This is a genomic window from Kitasatospora sp. NPDC058965, assembly GCF_042741245.1.
Lineage (GTDB): Bacteria > Actinomycetota > Actinomycetes > Streptomycetales > Streptomycetaceae > Kitasatospora.
In genome coordinates, this window is sequence record NZ_JBHYKG010000206.1 from 1 (window position 1) to 15,190 (window position 15,190).

General features: G+C 74.3%; 15 protein-coding genes and 1 pseudogene. 9 read left to right on the plus strand and 7 right to left on the minus strand.

From position 1 onward, the window contains the following. Nucleotides 1-38: 38 nt before the first annotated feature. Nucleotides 39-581 (minus strand): hypothetical protein, encoded by a 543-nt coding sequence (locus ACFW1A_RS27725; protein WP_380413217.1) that lies wholly within the window; start codon nt 579-581, stop codon nt 39-41. Between the two features lie 63 nt (nt 582-644). Here ACFW1A_RS27725 and ACFW1A_RS27730 point away from each other — a divergent pair, with 63 nt between their 5' ends. Together ACFW1A_RS27730 and galE are read left to right on the plus strand one after the other, a co-directional pair. Next, the gene (locus tag ACFW1A_RS27730) at nt 645-1,010 is read left to right on the plus strand and encodes a hypothetical protein (RefSeq protein ID WP_380413219.1); all 366 of its coding nucleotides are present in this window, start codon (nt 645-647) and stop codon (nt 1,008-1,010) included. A gap of 66 nt (nt 1,011-1,076) precedes the next feature. After that, nucleotides 1,077-2,078, plus strand: coding sequence for a UDP-glucose 4-epimerase GalE (gene galE / locus ACFW1A_RS27735; RefSeq protein ID WP_380413221.1), 1,002 nt, complete (start codon nt 1,077-1,079; stop codon nt 2,076-2,078). Here the strand turns inward: galE and ACFW1A_RS27740 are convergent. Then, nucleotides 2,068-2,364 carry a hypothetical protein gene (locus ACFW1A_RS27740; RefSeq protein WP_380413223.1) on the minus strand — a complete coding sequence of 99 codons (297 nt, stop codon included), beginning with the start codon at nt 2,362-2,364 and terminating at the stop codon, nt 2,068-2,070. The genes galE and ACFW1A_RS27740 overlap by 11 nt on opposite strands. 68 nt (nt 2,365-2,432) lie before the next feature. Between ACFW1A_RS27740 and ACFW1A_RS27745 the strand changes: the two genes are divergently transcribed. Continuing rightward, complete coding sequence (locus tag ACFW1A_RS27745; protein ID WP_380413226.1) at nt 2,433-3,026, plus strand: TetR/AcrR family transcriptional regulator; 594 nt, start codon at nt 2,433-2,435, stop codon at nt 3,024-3,026. A gap of 7 nt (nt 3,027-3,033) precedes the next feature. Here the strand turns inward: ACFW1A_RS27745 and ACFW1A_RS27750 are convergent, their stop codons facing one another. After that, nucleotides 3,034-3,669 (minus strand): DUF3159 domain-containing protein, encoded by a 636-nt coding sequence (locus tag ACFW1A_RS27750; protein ID WP_380413228.1) that lies wholly within the window; start codon nt 3,667-3,669, stop codon nt 3,034-3,036. A gap of 148 nt (nt 3,670-3,817) precedes the next feature. Between ACFW1A_RS27750 and ACFW1A_RS27755 the strand changes: the two genes are divergently transcribed. Together ACFW1A_RS27755 and ACFW1A_RS27760 are read left to right on the plus strand one after the other, a co-directional pair. Beyond that, nucleotides 3,818-5,686 carry an alkyl/aryl-sulfatase gene (locus tag ACFW1A_RS27755; protein WP_380413248.1) on the plus strand — a complete coding sequence of 623 codons (1,869 nt, stop codon included), beginning with the start codon at nt 3,818-3,820 and terminating at the stop codon, nt 5,684-5,686. Between the two features lie 72 nt (nt 5,687-5,758). After that, the gene (locus tag ACFW1A_RS27760) at nt 5,759-6,496 is read left to right on the plus strand and encodes a rhomboid-like protein (protein WP_380413230.1); all 738 of its coding nucleotides are present in this window, start codon (nt 5,759-5,761) and stop codon (nt 6,494-6,496) included. A gap of 22 nt (nt 6,497-6,518) precedes the next feature. Here ACFW1A_RS27760 and ACFW1A_RS27765 read toward each other — a convergent pair whose 3' ends face one another. Further along, nucleotides 6,519-8,237 carry a cation:proton antiporter gene (locus ACFW1A_RS27765; RefSeq protein WP_380413233.1) on the minus strand — a complete coding sequence of 573 codons (1,719 nt, stop codon included), beginning with the start codon at nt 8,235-8,237 and terminating at the stop codon, nt 6,519-6,521. Between the two features lie 152 nt (nt 8,238-8,389). Here ACFW1A_RS27765 and ACFW1A_RS27770 point away from each other — a divergent pair, with 152 nt between their 5' ends. Next, nucleotides 8,390-8,911, plus strand: a complete 522-nt coding sequence (locus ACFW1A_RS27770) for a GNAT family N-acetyltransferase (protein WP_380413235.1) — start codon at nt 8,390-8,392, stop codon at nt 8,909-8,911. A gap of 91 nt (nt 8,912-9,002) precedes the next feature. Here ACFW1A_RS27770 and ACFW1A_RS27775 read toward each other — a convergent pair whose 3' ends face one another. Then, nucleotides 9,003-9,269 carry a metal-sensitive transcriptional regulator gene (locus tag ACFW1A_RS27775; RefSeq protein WP_110670898.1) on the minus strand — a complete coding sequence of 89 codons (267 nt, stop codon included), beginning with the start codon at nt 9,267-9,269 and terminating at the stop codon, nt 9,003-9,005. Between the two features lie 107 nt (nt 9,270-9,376). After that, entirely contained in the window at nt 9,377-10,105 is a 729-nt protein-coding gene (locus tag ACFW1A_RS27780) for a polyprenol monophosphomannose synthase (RefSeq protein ID WP_380413239.1), read from the minus strand. A gap of 331 nt (nt 10,106-10,436) precedes the next feature. Here ACFW1A_RS27780 and ACFW1A_RS27785 point away from each other — a divergent pair, with 331 nt between their 5' ends. The 3 genes from ACFW1A_RS27785 to ACFW1A_RS27795 are packed head-to-tail and all read left to right on the plus strand — an operon-like array spanning nt 10,437 to nt 13,900. Then, the gene (locus ACFW1A_RS27785) at nt 10,437-12,167 is read left to right on the plus strand and encodes a serine/threonine-protein kinase (RefSeq protein ID WP_380413241.1); all 1,731 of its coding nucleotides are present in this window, start codon (nt 10,437-10,439) and stop codon (nt 12,165-12,167) included. 26 nt (nt 12,168-12,193) lie between these two features. After that, on the plus strand, nt 12,194-13,117 hold the full coding sequence (locus tag ACFW1A_RS27790; RefSeq protein ID WP_380413244.1) for a hypothetical protein: 924 nt from the start codon (nt 12,194-12,196) through the stop codon (nt 13,115-13,117). A 12-nt stretch (nt 13,118-13,129) separates the two neighbouring features. Continuing rightward, nucleotides 13,130-13,900 carry an MBL fold metallo-hydrolase gene (locus ACFW1A_RS27795; RefSeq protein WP_380413246.1) on the plus strand — a complete coding sequence of 257 codons (771 nt, stop codon included), beginning with the start codon at nt 13,130-13,132 and terminating at the stop codon, nt 13,898-13,900. Nucleotides 13,901-14,006: 106 nt separating this feature from the next. Here ACFW1A_RS27795 and ACFW1A_RS27800 read toward each other — a convergent pair. Beyond that, a pseudogene (locus ACFW1A_RS27800) lies at nt 14,007-15,059 on the minus strand (chitinase); the annotation flags it as partial. Nucleotides 15,060-15,190: the final 131 nt, after the last annotated feature.

Below are 15,190 nucleotides of genomic sequence, written 5' to 3' on the forward strand. Positions count from 1 at the left end.
GGTCGGTGCCGCGCCGGTCGGTGCCGTCGGGATCGCGGTCAGCGGCGCAGCGCCGCGCTGGTGAGCAGGGTCGCCGTTTCGGCGGGGAGTTCGAGGTGGGTGGCGAGCCACTGGGCGTCGTGGCCGCGGCGGGCCAGGATCCAGGCGGTGTAGAGGCGGTTCAGGCTGGGCGCCGCCGGGCGGTGCAGCAGCGGGCGGACGGCGTCCATCGGGAAGCCCTCCAGCGCCTCGGTGCTGAACCAGTCGCCGGCCGCCGGCGGCTGCCGCCGGGCCCGCCCGCCGTGGGCCAGCGCCGCTGCCACCACGCAGGCCGCCGTGCCCGCGCCGAGCAGGGCGCCACCGAGCAGCGGGCGGTGCCGGGCGGGGGCGGTGGCCAGCGCGACGGCCTCCAGCAGGAGCAGCAGCAGGATGCCGGCCAGCGCCCGACCGAGGGAGGGGCAGGCCGGGCGCGGTGCGGGGTTGCGCGGAGCGGTGATCGTGGCCTCCCGCGGAGCTCGGGGCCGCCCGGGCGGGTGGCCGTGGAGTCCAACGCGGCGACGGTGCGTGAGGTGACGGTCTGCGGGCGGTGACGGTCCGTGCATGCCGGGTCCGCAGAACGGGCAACCGCCGAGCCCCGCACCCCCGGGAGCGCTAGCGTGCACCGCATGGACCTCGATCCATCGGGCAGACCCGTCGCCGCCGCCGGACCGGTGCTGCGCTGTTCCGATCAGTGGCCGCACGTGGCGTTGGGCGGCGCGCCGATCGCGTACGTCTCGGTCGAGCTGTGGCAGGCGCTGACCGGGCTGGCGCTGGTGCCCGCGGCGGCGGAGCGGACCGCGCTGGCGCTGCTGCGCACGATCGCCGCGGACGCGGTGGACGCCGCGACCCTCCCCGGCAACGAGGCCGCGCCCCGGGCCGACCTGTGGGTGAGCGCGCCCGCGTACATCGGCGGGACCCGTCGGGTGGTCTGGTTCCAGCGGGTGGCCCCCGGCGGAGCGGTCACGGCCTACTTCGCGCCGGCCCCTCGTTGACTAATGTTTAGGTCTGTTTGATTATGTTGACCTGACGGCGAGTCACTGTGAGCGAAGGAGCCCACCTTGAAGGTCCTGATCACCGGCGGAGCAGGTTTCATCGGCAGCACCGTGGCCACTGCCTGCCTGGAGCACGGCATCACCCCGGTCCTGCTGGACGACCTGCACACCGGGGCGGCCGAGTTCACCGAGGGCCGGATCTTCTACCGGGGCGACATCGCCGACGGCGCGCTGCTGGACCGGATCTTCGCCGAGCACCCCGAGATCGGGGCCGCGGTGCACTGCGCCGCGCTGATCGTGGTGCCGGAGTCGGTGGCCGACCCGCTGCGCTACTACCGGGTCAACGTGGCCAAGACGGTGGAGCTGGTCGAGCACCTGCTGCGCCACGGGTGCGAGCGGCTGGTCTTCAGCTCGTCCGCCGCGCTCTACGCCCCGCCGACCGACGGCACCCTGGTGGTGGACGAGGAGTCGCCCACCGCGCCGTCCAGCCCGTACGCGCGCACCAAGCTGGTGGCCGAGCAACTGCTGCAGGACACCGCGGCCGCGACCGCGCTGCGGGTGATCGCGCTGCGCTACTTCAACCCGATCGGCGCCGACCCGGAGCTGCGCACCGGGCTGCGCAACCCGGCCCCGACCCACGCGCTGGGCCGGCTGATCCAGGCGCACGAGCAGGGCCGCGCCTTCGAGCTCACCGGCGGCGGCTGGCCGACCCCGGACGGCAGCGGGATCCGCGACTACGTGCACGTCTGGGACCTGGCGCTGGCCCACGTGGCGGCGCTGCGCCGGTTCGCGCAGGTGCTGCCGGCCGGTCGCGGCGGCTTCGAGGCGGTCAACATCGGCACCGGCACCGGCACCACGGTGCGCGAGCTGCACCGCGCCTTCGAGCAGGTGCTGGGCGAGCCGCTGCCGCTGCGCGAGGGTGCGGCCCGCCCCGGCGACGTGGCCGGCTGCTACCCGTTGATCGACAAGGCCCGCCGGCTGCTCGACTGGGAGCCCGTGCTGACCCTGGCCGACGGGATCCGCGACTCGCTCGCCTGGCGGGCCCGGCAGGCGGAGCTCAACCGGTGATCCGCTGCCAGTCGATGCCGCGCCCGGCCGGGGGGCAGGCGGTGCAGCGGCCGGGCTCGGCCACCGCCTGTCCGTCGCTGAGCGTGGTCGACCGGTAGACCACCCCGCTCCCGCCGCAGACCGGGCAACCGGTGCCCGGGGCGGCCAGCAGCCCGCAGGCCTCGAAGACCAGGATCTCGGCGCCGGTGAAGCCGCGCTTCGGGCGGTAGTGGCCGTTCCCGTAGTGCTCCCAGGACGCGCATTCGGCGGCCGGGGCCTGGGGTTGGCTGCTCGCGGTCTGCGTCATGACCGACATGATGCACCCTGACCGGCCCGCCCGGACCCGGTTCGACGGACGAGTGGGAGCATGGGCGCATGAACACCGCTGAGGAGGCGAAGCCGACACGCCGGCGCAGGGATCCGCAGTGGACGTACGCGGTGCTGGTGGACGCGCTCCTGGAGCTGCTGGCCGAGGGGCGCGGGGTGCCGACCGGCAAGGCGATCGCGGAGCGCGCCGGGGTCTCGCAGCGGACCGTGTTCGTGCACTTCGCGGACCGGGAGGCGCTCTACGTCGCCGCCGCGCGCCGCCAGGCGGAGCGCTGGCGGGCGCTGGCCGAGCCGGTGCCGCCGACCCTGGAGACCGGGCGCAAGGTGGCCGCCCTGCTCGACCAGCGGGCCCGGATGTACGAGCTGATGACCCCGATCCGGGTGTACGGCCTGGCGCTCGAGGTCGACTCGGCCGGGCTGCGCGAGGTGATGCGGGCCGGGGACGACTGGTTCGGCGCGGACCTGGCCCGCACCTTCGCCCCCGAGTTGGAAGCGGCGGGGGAGCAGCGGGCCGAGCTGTTGGCCGCCCTGGACGGCGCCTCCTCCTGGGCGGCCTGGAACCACCTGCGGGAGCGGCGCGACCTGACGGTCGCGCAGGCCGGCGCGGCGCTGGCCCGCACCCTGACGGCGCTGCTCGCCTGACCCGGGCTCAGGCGGCCCCGGCCCCGGCCCCGGCCCCGGCCCCGGTCCCGGCTTCGGCCCCCGCGCGCCGCGCCGCGCGCAGGCCGAGCCACGCCACCGGGAGCCAGAGCAGCGGCCCGGCGGCGATCCGCACCACGCCGAGCCAGAAGGCCAGCCCGGCCAGGTAGAGCGGCACCCCGACCACCAGGTGCAGGCACCAGAAGGCCAGCCAGACGGCCGTGTTGGCCCACTGTCCCGGCGGGACGCGGCGCACCCCGAGGAGTCGCAGCACCGTGGCGGTGGCCGGCCGGCGCAGGGCCAGCGAGACCGCGAACCAGAGCGCCAGCACGGCGTTGACCCCGAGGTCGGGCAGGAAGAAGTCGACCGCCCGCCCACTGCGGTGCACCAGCAGCGCCGCCAGCAGCACGGCCGCCAGCGCGACCAGCACCGGTCGCACCGGCTCGCGGCGCACCAGTCGCACCGCGGCCAGCAGCACCGCGACCGCCGCGGCGGCCGAGGCGCCCGTCCCGATCCGGCCGGCGGCGAGCCCGACCAGGAACGCCGCCGGCGGCAGCGCCGCGTCCAGCAGCAGGGCGAGTCCGAGGCGTTCCCGCAGCCCGGCCCACGGCGTGGCCGCCTGCTGCTCGACGGGCGACTGGTTCATCGACGGCTCCTCGGGTCGGGTGGGCGCCATCTTGACCTCTATTGCAGTCAGACTGCAATAGTGGCCCGAGCAGGAACCCGAGGACAGCCGGAGCGGAACCCAGAACAGGACGTGCCCCGTGGCAGACCAGACCGTGCCCGACCAGACGGTGACGGACCAGACGGTGACGGACCAGACGGTGACGGACCAGACCGTGCCGGACCCCGACCAGCAGGACTTCGCCGATGCCGACCGCGGCCTGATCGCCCGGCTCGACCCGTGCGTGGTGCGCGACGCCGCGGGCCGGGTGGTGTGGGACAACGACGCCTACGCCTTCCTGGACGAGGAGTGCCCGCCCACCGCGCACCCCTCGCTCTGGCGGCAGAGCCGGCTCACCGCCCGGCAGGGCCTGTACGAGGTGGTGCCCGGCCTCTACCAGGTGCGCGGCCTGGACCTGTCGAACATCACCTTCGTCGAGGGCGAGCGCGGGGTGGTGGTGATCGACCCGCTGATCAGCACCGAGGTGGCCGCCGCGGCGCTGGCGCTCTACCGCGCGCACCGCGGCCCGCGCCCGGTGACCGCGGTGGTCTACACGCACTGCCACGTGGACCACTTCGGCGGCGTGCGCGGCGTGCTGGACGAGGCCGCGGGCCCGGTCCCGGTGCTCGCCCCCGCCGGCTTCCTGGAGCACGCGGCCGGCGAGAACGTGATGACCGGCCCGGCGATGGCCCGGCGCGCCGCCTACATGTACGGCGCGGCGCTGCCCAAGGGACCGCTGGGCCAGATCGGCTGCGGGCTCGGCCAGGGCACCTCGCTCGGCACGGTCGGCCTGGTCGCGCCCACCGTCGACATCACCGCCACCGGGCAGGCGTTCACGGTGGACGGGGTGCGGATGGTCTTCCAGCTCACCCCGGGCACCGAGGCGCCGGCCGAGATGAACATCCACTTCCCCGGGCTGCGGGTGCTCTGCGTGGCCGAGAACGCCTGCCACACCCTGCACAACGTGCTGACCCTGCGCGGCGCCCTGGTCCGCGACCCCAGCCAGTGGGCGCGCTACCTGACCGAGACGCTGCGGCTGTTCGACGGCGGCTTCGACGTGGTCTTCGCCTCCCACCACTGGCCCACCTGGGGCGCCGAGCGGGCCGTCGCCTTCCTGGAGGAGCAGCGCGACGCCTACGCCTACCTGCACGACCAGTCGGTGCGGATGATCAACGCGGGCCTGACCGGCGCCGAGATCGCCGAGCAGCTGGCGTTCCCGCCCGCGCTGGAGCGGGCCTGGCACGCCAAGGGCTACTACGGGACCCTGAGCCACAACGCCAAGGCCGTCTACCAGCGGTACATGGGGTGGTTCGACGCCAACCCGGCCCACCTGTGGCAGCACCCGCCGGTCGAGCAGGCCGTCCGGTACGTCGACTTCATGGGCGGTGCGGACGCGGTGGTGGCCAGGGCCCGGGCCAGCTTCGCGGCCGGTGACCTGCGCTGGGTGGCCGAGGTGCTGGGCCACGTGCTCTTCGCCGAACCGGGCCACGCCGACGCCCGCGAGCTGCAGGCCCGCACCTTCGAGCTGCTCGGCCGGGGCAGCGAGTCCGGTCCGTGGCGCAACTTCTACCTGATGGGCGCGGCCGAGCTGCGCGGCGGCGTGATCGGCACGCCCACCCGCGACGCCCCCGACATCCTGGCCGCGCTCACCGCCGAACAGGTCTTCCAGTCCATGGCGGTGCGGCTCAACGGGCCGCGCGCCGCCGCCCGCCGACTGGTGCTGCGCTGGGAGTTCACCGACACCGGGGAGGTCTGGACGCTGCTGCTGTCCAACGGCGCGCTCACCCCGATGGCGGGCGACGCCCCGCGCGGCGAGCAGCCGCACGCCACCCTCGCCCTGGCCCGCACCACGCTCGACGCCGTCCTCGGACGGGCCACCACCTTCCTGGACGAGATCGCCGCGGGCCGGGTCCGGCTGACCGGGGACGCCGAGGCGCTGGTCGACTTCGGCGGCTACCTGGACCAGCCCGACCCGGACTTCGCGATCGTCACCCCTTGAGCCGTCAGCGCTGGCCACCGGTCAACGGGCGCCGTAGCGTTCAGCTCAGCCGCGCCGACGAGGGAGGGCTGGATGGACGGGGTCAGCGGTCGGCGTCCGCGGGCGGGGTTCTGGCCGTGGGTGAAGCGGGCCGGCCGGGCCTGCGCCCGGTACGTCGGCAGGGCGCCGGGCACCTACGTCTGGCTGGCGGTGCTGCTGCTGACCACCCAGATCATCCACCACGTGTCGCCGGAGTTCGCCAACCACCTGCTGCGCCGGCGCTCGACCAACCTGCACGAGCTGTCCAAGTCGCCGGTGCGGGTGCTGATCAGCAGCGCGTTCTGGATCGCCGGCGGCGGCTGGTGGTTCTACTTCGTGTTCTACAACATCTTCCACGTGCCGGCCGAACGCTGGCTGGGGACGGCGCGGTGGCTGGCCGTGGTGGCGGTCGCGCACGTCGGGGCGACCTACCTCAGCGAGGGCGTGCTCTACTGGGCGATCCAGCACGGGTACGCGCCCGAGCGGGCCCGGTTCACGCTGGACTACGGGGTCAGCTACGCGCTGGCGGGGGTGGAGGCGGTGCTCACCTACCTGATCGTCAGACCGTGGCGGTACCTGTACGTCGCCGGGGTGGTCCTGTTCTACGGCCTGGCGCTGATCTCCTCCCGCGACTTCACCAGCGTGGGGCACTTCTCCGCGGTGCTGCTGGGCCTGGCCTGCTACCCGATCACCCGGGCCCGGCCGGGCAGCTTCGACCCGGTGCTGACGGTCCGGCAGCTGAAGCACCGGCTGGCCGACCGGCGCACCGCGACCGGGGCGGCAGGCGACTAGGGCGCCAGCACGATGTGCGGGCCTAGGGCGCCAGCACGATGTGCAGGCCCTGGGCGGCCGGCGTGCGGCGCTCGGTCACCGGAAGCAGTCGGCCCGCCGGGTCCACCGTGAACAGCAGCCGGTGCTCCGGTGCCACCCGCTCGGCCGTGCTCAGCGCCGCCCCGTCGGCCAGCCGGGCGGCCACCGCCGGGTCGAAGAGCACCTGGTCCTGCGGCCCGGCGCCGACCACCCGCGCGCCCGGGTGCGCGGCGGCCAGCCGGTACACCGGCAGCTCGGCGTCCTCGCGCAGCACCGAGGCGGCCAGCGCGTTGAAGTCGTCCTGACGGGTCAGCAGGTAGACCGCCGTGATGCCCTCCTGCTCCGCGCCCTCCCCGGCGGCGGTGGCCAGCAGCTCGCCCGGTGCCAGCTCCAGGCCGGCCGCCGCGATCCGCTCGCGGTGCGCGGCCCGGCCGGCCCACATCAGCACGTCGACCCCGGCCGAGCGCAGCAGCAGCGCCAGTTGCACCACCCACGGGTCACCGCCCACCAGCAGCGGCCGGGACCGGGCCGGCCGCTGGACGCCGAGCCGCCCCGCCACCGGCGTCGCGGTCAGCCCGTAGAGCGTCACGGTGGCCACGATCACCAGGAAGGTGGCCGGCAGGATCTTCTCGGCCCCGCGCACCCCGCCGGCGGCCAGGTCGGCGGAGAAGGTCGCGGCGGTGGAGGCGGCCACGATGCCGCGCGGCGCCATCCAGCCCAGGAAGGCCCGTTCACCCCCGGTCAGGTCGGTCCCCAGGGTGGAGAGCGCGGCCACCAGCGGGCGGGCCACCAGCACCAGCACGGCGACCAGCCCCAGTCCCGGCAGCACCACCGGCCGCAGCGCCGCCCAGGACACCGTGGCCGAGATCGAGACGAAGAGCACCCCGACGATCAGCGAGACCAGGGTCTCGAAGAACGGGCGCCTGGCCGGCAGGTCGAAGGCCGGTACGGTGGCCACCGCCACGCCCATCACGATCGCCGCGATCAGCCCGGTGTCGTCGCGCAGCACGTCGCAGGCGGCCGCGACCCCGATCACCGCCGCCAGCTGGCTGGTGGTGCCCAGCACCTCGCCGAGCGCCAGCCTGACCAGCAGCAGCCAGAGCAGTGCTGCCCCCACCGCGCCGCCCGCCAGCCCGAGCAGCACGCTGGCCAGGAACTCCAGCAGCCCGGTGCCGAGTCCGTGGCGGGCGTTGCTGAGCAGGGCGTGGAAGACCAGCGCGCCGAGGATCCCGCCGACCGCGTCGATCAGCGAGCCCTCCCAGAGCAGGATCCGCTGCACCCGCTCGGTGGGTCGGACGAAGCCGAGCAGCGGGCCGACCACGGTGGGCCCGGAGACCACCAGTACGGTGCCGAGCATGGTGGCCGCCTGCGCCGAGACGCCCAGCAGCGGCGCGGCCGCCGCCGCGGCGATCGGCACGGTGGCCAGGGCGCCGATCCAGACCAGCCGGACCACGGTGCGCCGGGTGTGCCCGGCGAGCTTGCCCAGGTCCAGGCCGAGCCCGGCGTCGTAGAGGATCACCGCCACGGCCAGCGAGACCAGCGGCGCGAAGGCGGGGCCGAGCAGCTTGTCCGGGTGCACGTCGTCGGTGATCGCGCCGGCGGCGAAGCCCACCGGCAGCAGCACGATGATGGCCGGGATCCGCAGCCGGCCGGCCAGCAGCTGCGAGCCGACCGCGAGCACCACGGTCAGGCCGACGCCGATGAGGATCTGCTGCGACGTCATGAGCCCTCCGGGCGGCGGCTGCGGGCGAATCCTGAGGACGACCAGGGCGAAGCGGAACCTGAAGGACAATCAGGGCAGAAGCACCATAACAGTCAGATCATCTGATCGAGGGTGAGGCGGGCGCTGTCGGACCGGGTGGGTACGGTCGTGGCATGAGCGAGCAGAGTGCGCCGCGGGTCCGGCTGGAACCCTGGGGCGAGGGTGACCACTGGCTGCTGGAGCGGACCAACAGCCCCGAGATGACCGAGCACCTGGGCGGCCCGGAGACGGCCGAGAAGTTGGCCGACCGGCACCGGCGCTACCTGGCGATGGGTGCGCCGGGGCAGGGGACCATGTTCCGGGTGGTGCTGGTCGAGACCGGGGAGACGGTCGGGTCGATCGGCTACTGGCCGCGGGAGTGGGCCGGGGCCACCGTCTGGGAGACCGGGTGGGGCGTGCTGCCCGAGTTCCAGGGGCGCGGGCTGGCGGTGGCGGCGGCCCGCGCGGTGGCGGACCGGGCGCGCGCCGAAGGCACCCACCGCTACCTGCACGCCTACCCCGGGGCGGACCACCCGGCGTCGAACGCGATCTGCCGCCGGGCCGGGTTCGAGCTGCTGGGCGAGGTGGTGTTCGAGTACCCGAAGGGCACCTGGATGACCTCGAACGACTGGCGGCTGGACCTGCTGGGGGAGTGAACGGCCGAGGGCCCGGGCAGCAGTGCCCGGGCCCTCGTTCAGGTCGGCGTGCGCGTGCGCGTGCGGGTACGGGTACCGGCGCGGCTGCGGCTCAGGCCAGGGTGAGGAAGAGCTTCTCCAGCTCCGCCTCGGACATCGGCGGGGCGCCCTCGTCCGCGGCGGCCAGGCACTGGCGCATGCCGCTGGCGACGATCTTGAAGCCGGCCCGGTCCAGCGCCCGCGAGACGGCCGCGAGCTGGGTGACCACGTCCTTGCAGTCGCGCCCGGCCTCGATCATCGCGATCACGCCGGCCAGTTGGCCCTGCGCCCGGCGCAGCCGGTTGAGCACCGCGCCGACCGCGTCCTCGTCCACCTTCATCTGAGGACACCCTTTCTCTCCGCTGAGCGACACCGTCGAGTGTACCCCGCGGGGTATCCGAACCCCGGGTGTCGCAGCCGGCGCGGTGCCCGCGCCGGGCGGCCGGCTCAGCGGTTGAGCAGCAGCTTCCACGGCGCCATCGCCGACTCCAGCTGCACGCCCAGGCTCATCTTGGAGACGCCGACGGCGCGCTCCTCGAACCGGATCGGCACCTCGCGGATGACCATGCCGCGCTTGACCACGCGGTAGTTCATCTCGACCTGGAAGGAGTAGCCGTTGCTGTGCACCGAGGGCAGGTCGATGGCCCGCAGCGTCTCGGCCCGCCAGGCCTTGAAGCCCGCGGTGGCGTCCTTCACGCCCAGCCGCAGGATGGTGTTCACGTAGAGGTTCGCCCAGGCCGACAGCGCCTTGCGGTGCCAGGGCCACTCGCTGGCGGTGGAGCCGCCCGGCACGTAGCGCGAGCCGAGCACCACGGCGGCGTCGGTGGTCCGCAGCGTCTCCACCATGGCCGGGATCACGGTGCTCGGGTGCGACAGGTCCGCGTCCATCTGGATCACGATCTCGGCGCCCTCGTCCAGCGCCCGCGCCATGCCGGCCAGGTAGGCGCGGCCCAGGCCGTCCTTGGCGGTGCGGTGCAGCACGCCGATGGTGCCGCCGGACTCGGCGGCCAGCTTGTCGGCCACCTCGCCGGTGCCGTCCGGAGAGTTGTCGTCGACCACGAGCAGGTGCAGCTCGGGCAGCTCCAGCTCGGCCAGCAGCCCGGCCAGCACGGGCAGGTTCTCCCGCTCGTTGTAGGTGGGCACGACGACGACGATCTTCGGAGCGGAGGAGGTCATCAACAGTCTCTCGGGTTGGTGTCGAGGTCGGGCCGCCGGCGCGGCGCACGTTCCGTGGGAGCCTACCTGCGGGTGACCGGGCCGGACACGCCGGGTACGGGGGTGGGCACGCACGGCGCAGTACGGGCAGGCACGGTTCGTGTGCGCCTGGTGGGGCGGGGGTGCACGGTCCGTGTGCGCAGCTTGCCGCCCGGCGTGTGCGAAGCACCCGAATCGTGACCGAAAGACGGCCTGACAAGCGGAACCGAGGCTCTACGGTGCTCGTCGCAGGCAGTGTCGCGAGGGGAACGCGGCACGCCTAAGGCGTAGACGACGAGGGACCAAGAAGAGCATGAACGGCCTGACCGAGGATGGGGTGGCCCCGGCCGGTGACCCCTGGATCCTGCCCGGATACCAGCACGAACACGAGCTCGGCTCGGGCGGCAGCGGCCGCGTGGTCCTGGCGCGGCACGAAGAGACCGGCACCAAGGTCGCCATCAAGTACCTGAACGGGGCGGTGCAGGACACCACCCGGCTGCGCGCCGAGGCGGAGGTGCTGGGCGCGCTGCGCTCGCCGCAGGTGACGGCGCTGTACGAGTACGTCGAGGGCCCGAACGGCGCCGCGATCGTGATGGAGCTGGTCGAAGGCGTCTCGCTGCGCGCCCTGCTCCGCCAGGAGGGTGCCACCGGGCCCGAGGCGGCGCTGGTGGTGCTCAAGGGCTCGCTGCTCGGCCTGGCGGCCGCGCACCGGTCCGGCGTGGTCCACCGCGACTACAAGCCGGAGAACGTGCTGGTCACGCTGGACGGCTCGACCAAGCTGGTGGACTTCGGCATCGCGGTGCGCAGCGGCGAGAGCGCCAAGGTGGCCGGGACCCCGGTGTACATGGCGCCGGAGCAGTGGGCGGGCGAGCCCGCCTCGCCGTCCTCGGACGTGTACGCCGCCACCGCCACCTTCTTCGAGTGCCTGACCGGTGCCAAGCCGTACAACGGCACCACCCTGATGGAACTGGCGATGCAGCACACCGAGGCGCCGATCCCGGACGAGCAGGCCCCCGAGCCGATCCGCCCGCTGATCCGCTCCGGCCTGGCCAAGGAGGCGGCGCAGCGTCCGGAGAGCGCGGACGACCTGGTCGAGGAGCTGGAGCGGGTCGCCCGCGCCGGGTACGGGCCGCACTGGGAGGAGAAGGGGCGGGCGGCGCTGGCCGCGCTGATGGCGCTGCTGCCGTTGCTGCTGCTGCCCTCCGGCGGCGAGCCGGCGGCCGGCGGCACCTCGCTGGCCACCACGGTCCTCGGCCCGGCCGCCGCCGGTGCCGCCGTGGGCGGCCGCCGGCTGCTGAGCCGGCGGGCCAAGCTGGTCGCCGGTGCCGTCGGCGTGGTGGTGCTCGCCGGGGCGATGGCCCGGGTCGCGGTCGCCGATGGCGGCAACTCGTCCGGCACCACCGAGGTGGCCGGCCCGGTGGTGGAGGCGGCGAGCTCGGTGTCGCCGGGCGGCTCGGCCTCGCCCGTGGCAACGGCCTCCGCGTCCGCCACCGCGTCGGCGTCCGCCTCGGCATCCGCGTCCGCCTCGGCCTCGGCGTCCGCCGCGGCAACGGCGAGCGCGGCGGCCACCACGGGCGCGCCCACGGTGTCGGCCACCAAGGCGGGCCCGACGCCGACCGCCCCGGCCGGCGGCCCCCCGACGGTGACCCCCACCACGCCGAGCGGCGGCACGTCGAGCAGCGCGAGCACGCCGCCGCCACCGCCGCCGGTGAAGGTGCGGGGGTTGAGCATCCCGCTGAACTCCGCGACCAAGAACCCGAGCGACTACCGCTGCACCAGCAACTACAGCACTGCGGGCGAGGTCATCGTGACCACGGACGGGACCCCGGGCACCGTGGCACTCTCGGTCACTTGGTCCGACGGGATCGTGGTTCCGCTCTCCGTCACCTTGGCCAAGGGCCAGACCAGTGCCTCGGTCCTGATCTCCCACATCTTTTCCGGAAACCCGACAGCCTACGGAGCGCAGGTGGTTTCCAGCCCCGCCGCTGCCGCAGGCTCGGCTTCCCAGCAGATCTACGCCTTCGTCTGCAACCCGCCCCGCTGATCGATCGTCAATCGAGGAACATCACCATGTCCACCCCCGACAAGCGTCCCGACGCCCCCCTCGACCAGACCGTCGAGCTCCCGGCGGCGCCCCTCGGCGCGCCCGTCGACCAGACCGTGGAGCTCCCGGCGGCGCCCGTCGCCGGGCCCGTCGACCAGACCGTGGTCCTGGCCACGCCGCCGGCAGGAGTGCCGGTCGACCAGACCGTGGTGCTCTCCGGGCCGCCCGTGGCCGTGCCGATCGACCAGACCGTCGTCCTCTCCGCCCCTCCGGTGGCTGTCCCTCCGGCGGCTGCCCCTCCGGCGGCCGTCGTGCCGGTCGCGCCCGTCGCGCTCGCCGCCGGTGCGTTGGACCAGACCGTGGTGCTGCCCGACCCGCCGCTGAACCGGACCAGCGGGCTGGACCAGGAGGAGAGCGCCACCTTCCTCGACGAGGAGGCCTGGCCGACCCCTGGCAATACGGCGGAGTTCCGCCGGTTCGGGCCCGGTGTGCCGGTGCCGACCACGACCGTGCCGGAGGCGGCCGCCGTGGCCTGGCACGCCGAGCCGGCCGAGCCGGAGCGGCGCAGGCGGTCGGTCTGGCTGATCCCGCTGCTGGTGCTGCTGCTGGTGCTCGGCTACCTCGGCTGGCAGTGGTGGTCGCCGGCCCTCGCCGTGACCGGAGTGTCCGTGCAGACCGACCCGGCGGGCCCGGCCTGCGGCGGCGTGCAGACCGTGATCGGTACCGTGGACACCAAGGGCGGCGCCGGCACCGTCACCTACCGTTGGCTCCGCAGCGACGGCACCGTCTCCGACTCGATCACCCAGGCCGTCCCGCGGGGCACCCACCACACCCAGGTGACCCTGCGCTGGACCTTCGAGGGCAAGGGCACGATGTCCGCCACCGCCACGCTGGTGGTGCTCTCCCCGGGGTCGCGGACGGCGTCGGCCGCGTTCAACTACAGCTGCTGAGAAGGGAGTCCGGTGCGCGAGGTGGCGTCCGACGTGTTCTGCGCCGAGGGGACGGACGTCAACTGGGTGCTGGTGCGCGAGGGCACCGACCTCACCCTGATCGACGCGGGCTGGCCCGGGGACATCCCGAAGCTGGAGGCGTCGGTCCGCGCGATCAGGCGCAGGCCGGAGGACATCCGCGGGGTGCTGCTGACCCACGCCCACGTCGACCACATGGGGGCGCTCGGCCACCTGCACGCGCGGTACGGGATCCCGGTCTACCTTGACCCCGCCGAGCTCGGCGCCGCCGCCGGCGGCCGCCTGGAGCAGGCGAGCCCGCTCGACGTGCTCGCGCGGCTGTGGCGGCCGCAGGTGCTGGCCTGGGGGCTGCGGATCCTCGGCGCCGGCGCGCTGCGCCGCCCGTCGGTCCCGCACGCGCAGCCGTTCCCGTCGGCGGGGCCGCTCGACCTGCCCGGGCGCCCGGTGCCGGTGCCGTGCCACGGTCACACCTCCGGCCACAGCGCCTACTTCCTGCCCGGTGCCGGGGCGGTGGCCACGGGCGACGCGCTGACCACGGCCGACCCGACCACCCGCCGCACCGGCCCGCAGATCCTGTCCCCCTTCTTCGCCCACGCCCCGGCCCGCGTCCCCGCCGCCCTGGACACCTTGGCCGCCCTCGCCGCCGACACCCTGATCCCGGGACACGGCCCGACCTGGCACGGCCCCCTCGCCGACGCGGTCGCCCTGGCCCGTACCGGAGCCGGGGCCGGGGCGGGTGCCGGGGCCGCCAACGGCCGGGCCTGACCGGGTCGGCTCGGGCGGCGCCCCCGTACCGCGCCGCCCGAGGTGACCGGGCCCGGCTGCCCGAGGCGACCAGGCTTGACCCGGCCGTTGGTGAGGGTGGGACTCAGCCGCTGAACGGTTCGAAGGCGTGGCTGAAGGCCCAGGTGCCCTGGCTGACGCCCGAGCAGCTGTCGGAGCCCTTGGTGCCCGGGCAGCCGCCGTTGTCGCGCTGCAGGGCCCACAGGGAGATCTCGTTGATGCCCTTGCTGCGGGCCCAGTTGAGGACGGTGGTGGCGTCGGCGGTGGTGAAGGTCTCGGGCTTGCCGTAGTCGTCGATGCCCTGCATCTCGGTCACGCCGACCATGGCCCACAGTTGGGCGGCGCTCTTCGACGGGTAGAGCGAGGCGAGGTAGGACTCCAGGCCCTGGGCGGCGGTCTCGGTGGCCTTGGCCATCTCGATGGTGGCGCCGGTGTAGTAGTCGAAGGTCATGAGGTTCACCACGTCGATCCGGGCGTGGTTGGCCACCGCGTTGGCGAGCACCGCGCGGCCGCCGGAGTCGGGGCCGTCGGTGTTGGTGGGCAGGGTGTAGGAGAACTGCACGGTGCGGCCGTGGGACGCGGCCCACGACTCGACCTGGGCGATCGCCTTGTTGCGGCGGTCGATGCCGGCCTTGTTGGTCAGCGAGTCCTGCTCCACGTCGAGGTCGATGCGGGGGACGTTGTAGGTGGTGATGAGCTTCTCGTAGGCGGCGGCGATCGAGCCGACGTTGGTGCAGCTGTCGGCGATGTCGGTGGTGGTGGTGTCCGCGGTGTAGCCGCCGAAGGACGGGATGACGTTGCCGCCGGCGGCCTGGACGGCGGCGATCGACGAGCCGAAGGTGCCGCTGGCGATCGGCTGCGAGGTGCTGCCGTTCCAGTACACGGTGCAGGACCCGGCCGAGGCGGTCTGGACGAAGGCCATCGAGAGGTACTTGGCGCCGGACTGCTTGGCGAGCGCGGCCGGGTCCTGCCCGGTCCAGGCCTCGAAGTAGGGCGCGTAGACGTGCGCCGGCAGGGCGGTGGCGGTGGTGGTGGCTGCGGCGGCGTGCGCGCCGCCGGTCAGGCCCAGCGTGGCCGCGGCGGCGGTGAGGGCGCAGGTGGCGGCGGAGAGTGCGGTGCGGACGTTGTGCCTCACGGGGATCCTTCCTGGAAGGACGAGTTGTGGGGGTCCGGGGGTATCCGGCCGGGAGTAAATTAGGAAAACTTCCTAACGATTCCAGGTGGTGAAGTGAAGCTAGCGGTGTTCCCGACAAGTCGTCAAGAAGTGCGGCG

What these genes read in the sequence shown, in the direction of transcription:
- ACFW1A_RS27725 (WP_380413217.1), bottom strand. Translation starts at nt 581, where the DNA reads ATGCACGGACCGTCACCGCCCGCAGACCGTCACCTCACGCACCGTCGC.
- ACFW1A_RS27730 (WP_380413219.1), top strand. Translation starts at nt 645, where the DNA reads ATGGACCTCGATCCATCGGGCAGACCCGTCGCCGCCGCCGGACCGGTG.
- ACFW1A_RS27740 (WP_380413223.1), bottom strand. Translation starts at nt 2,364, where the DNA reads ATGACGCAGACCGCGAGCAGCCAACCCCAGGCCCCGGCCGCCGAATGC.
- ACFW1A_RS27745 (WP_380413226.1), top strand. Translation starts at nt 2,433, where the DNA reads ATGAACACCGCTGAGGAGGCGAAGCCGACACGCCGGCGCAGGGATCCG.
- ACFW1A_RS27750 (WP_380413228.1), bottom strand. Translation starts at nt 3,669, where the DNA reads ATGAACCAGTCGCCCGTCGAGCAGCAGGCGGCCACGCCGTGGGCCGGG.
- ACFW1A_RS27760 (WP_380413230.1), top strand. Translation starts at nt 5,759, where the DNA reads ATGGACGGGGTCAGCGGTCGGCGTCCGCGGGCGGGGTTCTGGCCGTGG.
- ACFW1A_RS27765 (WP_380413233.1), bottom strand. Translation starts at nt 8,237, where the DNA reads ATGACGTCGCAGCAGATCCTCATCGGCGTCGGCCTGACCGTGGTGCTC.
- ACFW1A_RS27770 (WP_380413235.1), top strand. Translation starts at nt 8,390, where the DNA reads ATGAGCGAGCAGAGTGCGCCGCGGGTCCGGCTGGAACCCTGGGGCGAG.
- ACFW1A_RS27775 (WP_110670898.1), bottom strand. Translation starts at nt 9,269, where the DNA reads ATGAAGGTGGACGAGGACGCGGTCGGCGCGGTGCTCAACCGGCTGCGC.
- ACFW1A_RS27780 (WP_380413239.1), bottom strand. Translation starts at nt 10,105, where the DNA reads ATGACCTCCTCCGCTCCGAAGATCGTCGTCGTCGTGCCCACCTACAAC.
- ACFW1A_RS27785 (WP_380413241.1), top strand. Translation starts at nt 10,437, where the DNA reads ATGAACGGCCTGACCGAGGATGGGGTGGCCCCGGCCGGTGACCCCTGG.
- ACFW1A_RS27790 (WP_380413244.1), top strand. Translation starts at nt 12,194, where the DNA reads ATGTCCACCCCCGACAAGCGTCCCGACGCCCCCCTCGACCAGACCGTC.